The sequence below is a fragment of the Roseibium sp. genome (assembly GCF_050301095.1).
Taxonomy (GTDB): Bacteria; Pseudomonadota; Alphaproteobacteria; order Rhizobiales; family Stappiaceae; genus Roseibium.
Genome location: NZ_JBNKYW010000190.1, coordinates 21,067 through 27,693, shown reverse-complemented (window position 1 = coordinate 27,693; position 6,627 = coordinate 21,067). Strand labels below are relative to the sequence as shown.

The 6,627-nt window shown below is 61.3% G+C and carries 8 protein-coding genes; 6 read left to right on the top strand and 2 right to left on the bottom strand.

The window, feature by feature from the left end:
* Window positions 1-662: acyl-CoA dehydrogenase family protein (locus ACQY7U_RS17505; RefSeq protein ID WP_428647044.1), on the bottom strand; the 662-nt coding region annotated here is incomplete at its 3' end.
* A 122-nt stretch (window positions 663-784) separates the two neighbouring features.
* On the opposite strand from ACQY7U_RS17505, the gene ACQY7U_RS17500 reads away from it, so the two are divergent.
* On the top strand, window positions 785-1,687 hold the full coding sequence (locus tag ACQY7U_RS17500) for a GlxA family transcriptional regulator (protein ID WP_428647042.1): 903 nt from the start codon (window positions 785-787) through the stop codon (window positions 1,685-1,687).
* Between the two features lie 182 nt (window positions 1,688-1,869).
* Here ACQY7U_RS17500 and pcaQ read toward each other — a convergent pair whose 3' ends face one another.
* A complete protein-coding gene (pcaQ, locus tag ACQY7U_RS17495) occupies window positions 1,870-2,787 on the bottom strand; it encodes a pca operon transcription factor PcaQ (RefSeq protein ID WP_428647039.1) in 918 nt (305 codons plus the stop codon).
* 98 nt (window positions 2,788-2,885) lie between these two features.
* On the opposite strand from pcaQ, the gene pobA reads away from it, so the two are divergent.
* Genes pobA through pcaG form a run of 5 tightly spaced genes read left to right on the top strand, consistent with a single transcriptional unit; the run spans window position 2,886 to window position 6,609 of the window.
* On the top strand, window positions 2,886-4,055 hold the full coding sequence (gene pobA / locus ACQY7U_RS17490; RefSeq protein ID WP_428647036.1) for a 4-hydroxybenzoate 3-monooxygenase: 1,170 nt from the start codon (window positions 2,886-2,888) through the stop codon (window positions 4,053-4,055).
* Window positions 4,055-4,846, top strand: coding sequence for a 3-oxoadipate enol-lactonase (gene pcaD / locus ACQY7U_RS17485; protein WP_428647033.1), 792 nt, complete (start codon window positions 4,055-4,057; stop codon window positions 4,844-4,846). Before pobA ends, pcaD begins: the two co-directional genes overlap by 1 nt.
* A complete protein-coding gene (gene pcaC / locus ACQY7U_RS17480; RefSeq protein WP_428647031.1) occupies window positions 4,839-5,234 on the top strand; it encodes a 4-carboxymuconolactone decarboxylase in 396 nt (131 codons plus the stop codon). Before pcaD ends, pcaC begins: the two co-directional genes overlap by 8 nt.
* 27 nt (window positions 5,235-5,261) lie before the next feature.
* Window positions 5,262-5,987, top strand: a complete 726-nt coding sequence (pcaH, locus tag ACQY7U_RS17475) for a protocatechuate 3,4-dioxygenase subunit beta (RefSeq protein WP_428647028.1) — start codon at window positions 5,262-5,264, stop codon at window positions 5,985-5,987.
* Window position 5,988: 1 nt separating this feature from the next.
* Window positions 5,989-6,609: a protocatechuate 3,4-dioxygenase subunit alpha gene (gene pcaG, locus ACQY7U_RS17470; RefSeq protein ID WP_428647026.1), complete on the top strand. Its 621-nt coding sequence runs from the start codon at window positions 5,989-5,991 to the stop codon at window positions 6,607-6,609.
* Window positions 6,610-6,627: the final 18 nt, after the last annotated feature.

Sequence of the window (6,627 nt, the reverse complement as noted above, 5' to 3'; positions counted from 1 at the left end):
CGGCACTTGTCGAAATAAAGAATGCAGTTCTTGTAGCCCCGATGGCTGACGGAGTTATAGCCGTCGCGCACCTCGAAGCCCGGCGTGCCCCGGTCGACCAGGAAACAGGTGATGCGCTTTTTCGGCCCCTTGGGCGTCTCGTCGACACCTGTCGCGACAAAGACGATGAAGAAGTCCGCGTGTTCCGCGCCGGAGATGAAGTGCTTGGACCCGGAGATCACCCAGTCGCCGCCGTCGCGCACCGCCTGGCATTTCATGCCGCGCACGTCGGAGCCCGCATCCGGCTCGGTCATCGCAAGGGCGTCCATCTTCTCGCCGCGTACCGCTGGAAGCAGATAACGCTCCTTCTGGTCTCCCTTGCAGGCCATCAGGATGTTTTGCGGGCGGCCGAAAAAGTGGTTCAGCGCCATGGAGCCACGGCCGAGTTCCCGCTCGACAAGGGCGAAGTCCAGATGGCTGAGACCGGCCCCGCCGACTTCTTCCGGGAAGTTGCAGGCATAAAAGCCGAGATCGATGCATTTCCGCTTGATCTCCTCGCCAAGCTCGCGCGGCACCTGGCCGGCTTTCTCCACCATCTGCTCGTGAGGGTAGATCTCGTTTTCAACGAAGGACCTGACCGTCGAGACGATCATCTCCTGTTCTTCGCTCAGTCCGAAATGCATGGCTCCCTCCTCTTGCTTCCAGACGGACAGCATGAGACAAGGACGACATCATCAATATGCAGCTTTGGTAAGAAATCATGCAGATTTCTCAAAAAGCGGCAAGTCCGCAGAAAATTTCGGTCATGCTGTTCGAGTCGTTCTCGAACCATTGCCTGGCCAATGCCATCGAACCCTTTCGGGCCGCTAACACGATTGCGCGGCGCCAACTCTACGACTGGCAGATCTTCAGCCTGGACGGTGGCACGGTGACCTCTTCAAGCGGCCTGCCGGTCGCGACCCAATCCTGGACGGCAGTCAGGCCGGAAGGCACATTCCTGTTCCTCATGCCGAGCTACGGCCACGCCCGGTTTGCCACGCCCCGGATGAACCAGGTGCTGCGCGCGGCCCGGAAGCGGTTTTCCATGCTTGCGGGCCTCGATATGGGCGCGTGGCTGCTGGCCGCGGCAGGCCTTCTGGAGGGACGCCGGGCGACCATTCACTGGGACGAGTTCAACGCCTTCGCGGAAGCCTTTCCGGACGTGGACGTGGTGGACGAGCGCTTTGTGCTTGAGCAGGACCTTGCCACCTGCGGCGGCGCCACGACAGCCTTCGAGCTGACCCTGGAACTCATCAAGCGCCATCACAGCCCGATGTTCGCACTCGAAGTCGGCGCCCTTTTCATGCACGGCGACAGGCAGAACCTGCACGATCCCATTCAGCGGATGAGTTCGGACGCACTTGTGCGAAGCGCATCCACCCTGATGCGCCGGACCATCGAAGAGCCGCTGACGATCCCGGATCTCGCCCGCCATCTGAAGGTCGACCTGCGCAGCCTTGAGGAGAAATTCCGGAACGAAATGAACATGACACCGCTCGCCGTCTACAAGGCGATCCGCCTGCGCGAAGCCAGAAGGCTTGTCGAACTGACACAGATGAGCATTGCCGAAATCGCTGAGCGCTGCGGATACCGGAATACCAGTGCCATGACCCGGGCCTACCGGCTGGAATTCGGAGAGCCGCCGAGGGTGCACCGGAAGGGGGCGTGAGGAAATCCGCTGCCAATTGTCATCCTTGCACTCGCCTTCGCGGGCATAAACTCCGGCAGGGATCCAGTAAACATCCGACTTCGAATACTTATTCTGACTTCGACCACACGGCGTACTGGATCCCGGGCTTGCCGCTGACGCGTCAAACCGGGATAACAACCTTGGGGAAGAGATTGGGGCCCCTAGGACTTCAAACCCAACTCGTCAATCACTGTCTGGACGGCAAGGCGGAAGACCTGTTCTTCGGGGCTGGGCGGACTGTCCGGGCGGGTCATCAGCCCGACGGGGCCCTTGGTGATGTCGCTGTCGAAGGGCAGGCGGACGAGGTGGCCGTCGGCGGTTTCGTTCTGGACGACGCCGGCGGAGATGATCCAGACTGCATTGGTCCGGCGGGTATAGACCCGGCCGAAAGCTCCGGACACGGTTTCGATCCTGTTGGGAATGTCACCGACGCCGTTGGCAATCATGAAACGTTCGACAAGCGGGCGGATCGCCGATCCTTCCGGCGGATAGATGACGGGCCAGTCGACGATCCGCTTGATATCGGGCATTTCCAGAAGCGGGTGCCCGGCCCGCACCACGAGATCGACCCGCTCGGAATAAAGCTGGGTGAAGGAAACCCCTTCCATGGCGGCCGGACGGCCCAGGCGTCCGATGACCAGATCCAGGTCTCCCAGTTTCAGCCGCTCGATCAGGTAGCCGTGCGGACCGTCCATGATGCGCAGCATGACATTGGGTGCCATTTCGGTGAATTCCCGCACAACCGGCGGCATGAAGCTGGCCGCCACGCTCGGCAGCGCCCCGACCTTCAGGGTCGCCCGGGCTTCGCCTTCCTTCTCGACGCCGTCGAGACCCTGCTGCAAACTGGCCAGAGAGATCTGCGCGAAATGCAGAAAGACCTTGCCCTGTTTGGTGAGCACGATACCCGCCCTGTTGCGGGTCATCAGTGTCGCCCCGATGATCTCCTCGAGCTCCTTCAGCGTCTTGGAGATCGCGGGCTGTGTCAGGCTAAGCTTGTCCGCCGCCAGTTTCAGGCTGCGTTCCTGCGCGATTTCCACGAAACACTGGATGTGCCGGAATTTGATGCGTCGATCGATCATGGCTGATTAGTTTCCAAAAAGAGAAACAAAATGGCTTAATTTCTCATTTTACTTCCCTTTTTTGGACATTCAATATGTTTCCAACAAGGGAGACACCTATGCGCACTCAAGTCGTCATCGTGGGCGGCGGCCCGTCCGGCCTGCTGCTCGGGCAGCTGCTTCACAAGAAGGGCATCGAGACGGTCGTTCTGGAGCGGAAGACCAAGGAATATGTGCTCGGCCGCATCCGCGCGGGCATCCTGGAGACCGGTTTCGTCAACCTGATGCGGGAGGCGGGTGTCGCGGAACGCATGGACCGGGAGTGCTTCATCCATCGCGGCACCACCATCTCCTACGAAAACGAGATGTTCGACATCGACTTCCAGAAACTGGTCGGACAGAGCGTGATCGTCTACGGCCAGACGGAAGTGACGCGCGACCTCTACGACGCCCGTGAGGCCACCGGCGGCAAGATCATCTACGAAGTCGATAACGTCCAAATCTGCGGCGCGGACAGCGACGCGCCTTATGTTACCTTCACCGCGGATGGTTCTTCACAGCGCATCGACTGCGATTTCGTCGCCGGCTGCGACGGTTTCCACGGTGTCAGCCGCAAGACCATTCCGGACGACGTGCGCAAGGAATACGAAAAGGTCTATCCTTTCGGCTGGCTGGGCGTGCTCTCCGAAACGCCGCCGGTTCACGACGAGCTGATCTATTCCAATTCCAGCCGGGGCTTTGCACTGTGCTCGATGCGGAACGAGAACCTGTCGCGCTACTACATCCAGTGCACGGTCGCCGACCATGTCGAGGACTGGAGCGACGAGGCCTTCTGGGAAGAATTGAAGCGCCGCGTGCCTGAGTCCGTTGCCGACAAGCTGGTGACGGGCCCTTCCATTGAAAAGTCCATCGCCCCGCTGCGCTCCTTCGTCAGCGAACCGATGCGCTGGGGACGCCTGTTCCTGTGCGGCGATGCCGCCCATATCGTACCGCCGACCGGGGCCAAGGGCTTGAACACCGCGGCCTCCGACGTCCACTATCTGTTCGAGGGACTGGTCCAGTATTACGAAGACAAGGACAGCAACGGCATCGACACCTATTCGCAAAAGGCGCTGGCGCGCATCTGGAAGGCCGAGCGCTTCAGCTGGGCGACGACCAACATGCTGCACCGTTTCCCGAACCAATCCGACTTCGATCTGAAAATGCAACGCGCCGAGATCGAGTCACTGCATTACAATGAAGCCGCGCAGGCCTGGTTTGCGCTGAATTACGTCGGACTGCCCTACTGATGCGGATCGCCAGGCTCCCTTCCGTCGACCTCAACTGGCGCGAGGACGGCAACCCCGCCGGACTGCCGGTCGTCTTCGCCAATTCGCTCGGCACGGACCTTCGGCTCTGGGACAAGGTGGTCTACCGCTTGCCGGCGTCCGAGTTCCGCCTGATTCGCTTCGACAAGCGTGGGCACGGCCTCTCGTCCTGCCCGCCTGCCCCCTATTCCATGGAAGACCTTGTCAGCGACACGGAGCAGTTTCTGGATCTGATCGGGGTGGAAAGCTGCATCTTTGTCGGCCTGTCCATCGGCGGCATGATCGGCCAGCTCCTGGCGAACCGCCAGCCGCAACGCGTCAGGGCGCTGGTCCTGTCCAACACGGGCGCTAAAATGGGTGAAGCCACCATGTGGCAGGACCGGATTGCCCGCATCCGAGAGGGCGGGATCGAATGCCTTGCCGATCCGATACTGGAGCGCTGGTTTTCGAAGGCTTTTCTGGAAACGGAAGAATGCACGGCCTGGCGCAACATGCTGACGCGGACACCGGTTGAAGGCTATATCGGCTGCTGTGAGGCGATTGCCGGAACGGATCTGACAGACCAGACGTCACAGCTACGCCTGCCGGTCCTCGGGATCGCCGGGACGGACGATCTTGCCAGCCCGCCGGATCTGGTGCGTGCCACGACCGGGCTCGTTCCGGGGAGCCGCTACGTCGAAATCGCTGACGCGGGGCACCTGCCCTGCGTCGAGCAGCCCCATCATTTCACCAATCACCTCATGAGCTTTTTCAGGGAGGACCTCCATGTCTGAACGATTTGAAGACGGCATGCGCGTCCGCAAGGCGGTCCTCGGCGAAGACCATGTTGCCCGTGCGGAAGCCGCCAAGACCGCACTTGACGAGCCGTTCCAGACCCTGATCACGGAAGGGGCCTGGGGAACGGTCTGGGCGTCCGACGGCATCAGCGCGCGCGAACGCTCCATGCTGACCCTCGCGCTTCTGGCGGCGCTCGGAAATTTCGAGGAAATCGCCATGCACATCCGGGCCACCGCCCGGACCGGCGCCAGCAAGACGGATGTGCTCGAGGCTTTCCAGCATGTCGCCATCTATGCCGGCGTACCAAGAGCCAACCAGGCTCTCAAGATCGCCAAGGAAACCTACGCCGAGATGGAACAGAACGGCCATCAGGCAGACAGCTGATATCCCGTTCAACTGGGAGGACACCGCATGAAACCAGGACCCTTTTACCAGCGTGACCGGGAATGGCATCCGCCCGCGCTGACGCCGGACTACAAGACAAGCGTCTCGCGCTCGCCGCAGTATTCCATGATCAGCCTGGAGACGACGGTCAGCGAGATCACGGGGCCTGTCTTCGGCCACAACGACATCGACCCGCTCGACAAGGATCTCCTGCACAATTACGCCAAGACGGGCGAGAGCGCGATCGGCGAGCGGATCATCCTGCACGGGCGCGTCCTGGACGAGAACGCAAAGCCGCTCCCCAATACGCTGGTCGAGATCTGGCAGGCCAATGCCGGTGGCCGCTACCGGCACAAGAAGGACACATATCTCGCCCCCATCGACCCGAATTTCGGCGGCTGCGGCCGCACGCTGACCGATGAGAACGGCTACTACTATTTCCGCACGGTGAAACCCGGCGCCTACCCATGGCGCAACTGGGTCAACAACTGGCGGCCCGCGCACATCCACATGTCGATCTTCGGCACGGCATTCGCGCAGCGGCTGATCACCCAGTGCTACTTCGAGGGCGATCCGCTTATTGCGAAATGCCCGATCGTCAACACGATCCCCGATCCGGAAGCCGTGGAGCAGCTGACCGCGCGCCTCGACCTCAACGCCACCATTCCGCTGGACACCATCGCCTACAAGTTCGACATCGTACTGCGCGGACGCCGGTCGACCCTGTTCGAGAACCGCCTGGAGGGCAACTGACATGCCTCAGGACCTGAATTACCTGAAAGAAACCCCGAGCCAGACCGCCGGCCCTTACGTGCACATCGGTCTGGCCCCGGGCGCCGCCGGCTTCGACATCTACCGGCAGGAACTCGGCTGGGATATTGCCGGGCCCAATGCCAAGGGCGAGCGAATCCGCATCGAAGGCTGCGTCATCGACGGCATGGGATCGCCGATCAAGGACGTGCTGCTGGAAGCCTGGCAGGCCAATGCGGACGGGATCTACGCCCATCCGGAGCATGAGGGCCAAGTCGAGGACGGTTTTCGCGGCTGGGGCCGGGTGATCACCGATTTCGAAACCGGCGAGTGGGGCTTCGACACCATTAAACCCGGCCCGGTCAAGACCCCGGACGGCAAGGTCATGGCACCGCACATCAGCCTCTGGATCGTTGCCCGGGGCATCAACGTCGGTCTGCAGACACGGCTCTATTTTGAAGATGAAGTGGAAGCCAATGCGGTGGATCCGGTGATCAACCTGATCGAATGGGAACGCCGCCGCCAGACCCTGATCGCGAAGAAAACGGAGCGCGACGGCAAGGCCGTCTACCGCTTCGACGTCAAGCTGCAGGGCCAGGACGAGACGGTGTTTTTCGATATCTAGAAATGGTTCGCTCAGAAG

Excerpts from the sequence above, each read along its gene's own strand:
- pcaG (WP_428647026.1), top strand. The coding sequence starts at position 5,989 with ATGCCTCAGGACCTGAATTACCTGAAAGAAACCCCGAGCCAGACCGCC.
- pobA (WP_428647036.1), top strand. The coding sequence starts at position 2,886 with ATGCGCACTCAAGTCGTCATCGTGGGCGGCGGCCCGTCCGGCCTGCTG.
- ACQY7U_RS17500 (WP_428647042.1), top strand. The coding sequence starts at position 785 with ATGCTGTTCGAGTCGTTCTCGAACCATTGCCTGGCCAATGCCATCGAA.
- pcaC (WP_428647031.1), top strand. The coding sequence starts at position 4,839 with ATGTCTGAACGATTTGAAGACGGCATGCGCGTCCGCAAGGCGGTCCTC.
- pcaH (WP_428647028.1), top strand. The coding sequence starts at position 5,262 with ATGAAACCAGGACCCTTTTACCAGCGTGACCGGGAATGGCATCCGCCC.
- pcaD (WP_428647033.1), top strand. The coding sequence starts at position 4,055 with ATGCGGATCGCCAGGCTCCCTTCCGTCGACCTCAACTGGCGCGAGGAC.
- pcaQ (WP_428647039.1), bottom strand. The coding sequence starts at position 2,787 with ATGATCGATCGACGCATCAAATTCCGGCACATCCAGTGTTTCGTGGAA.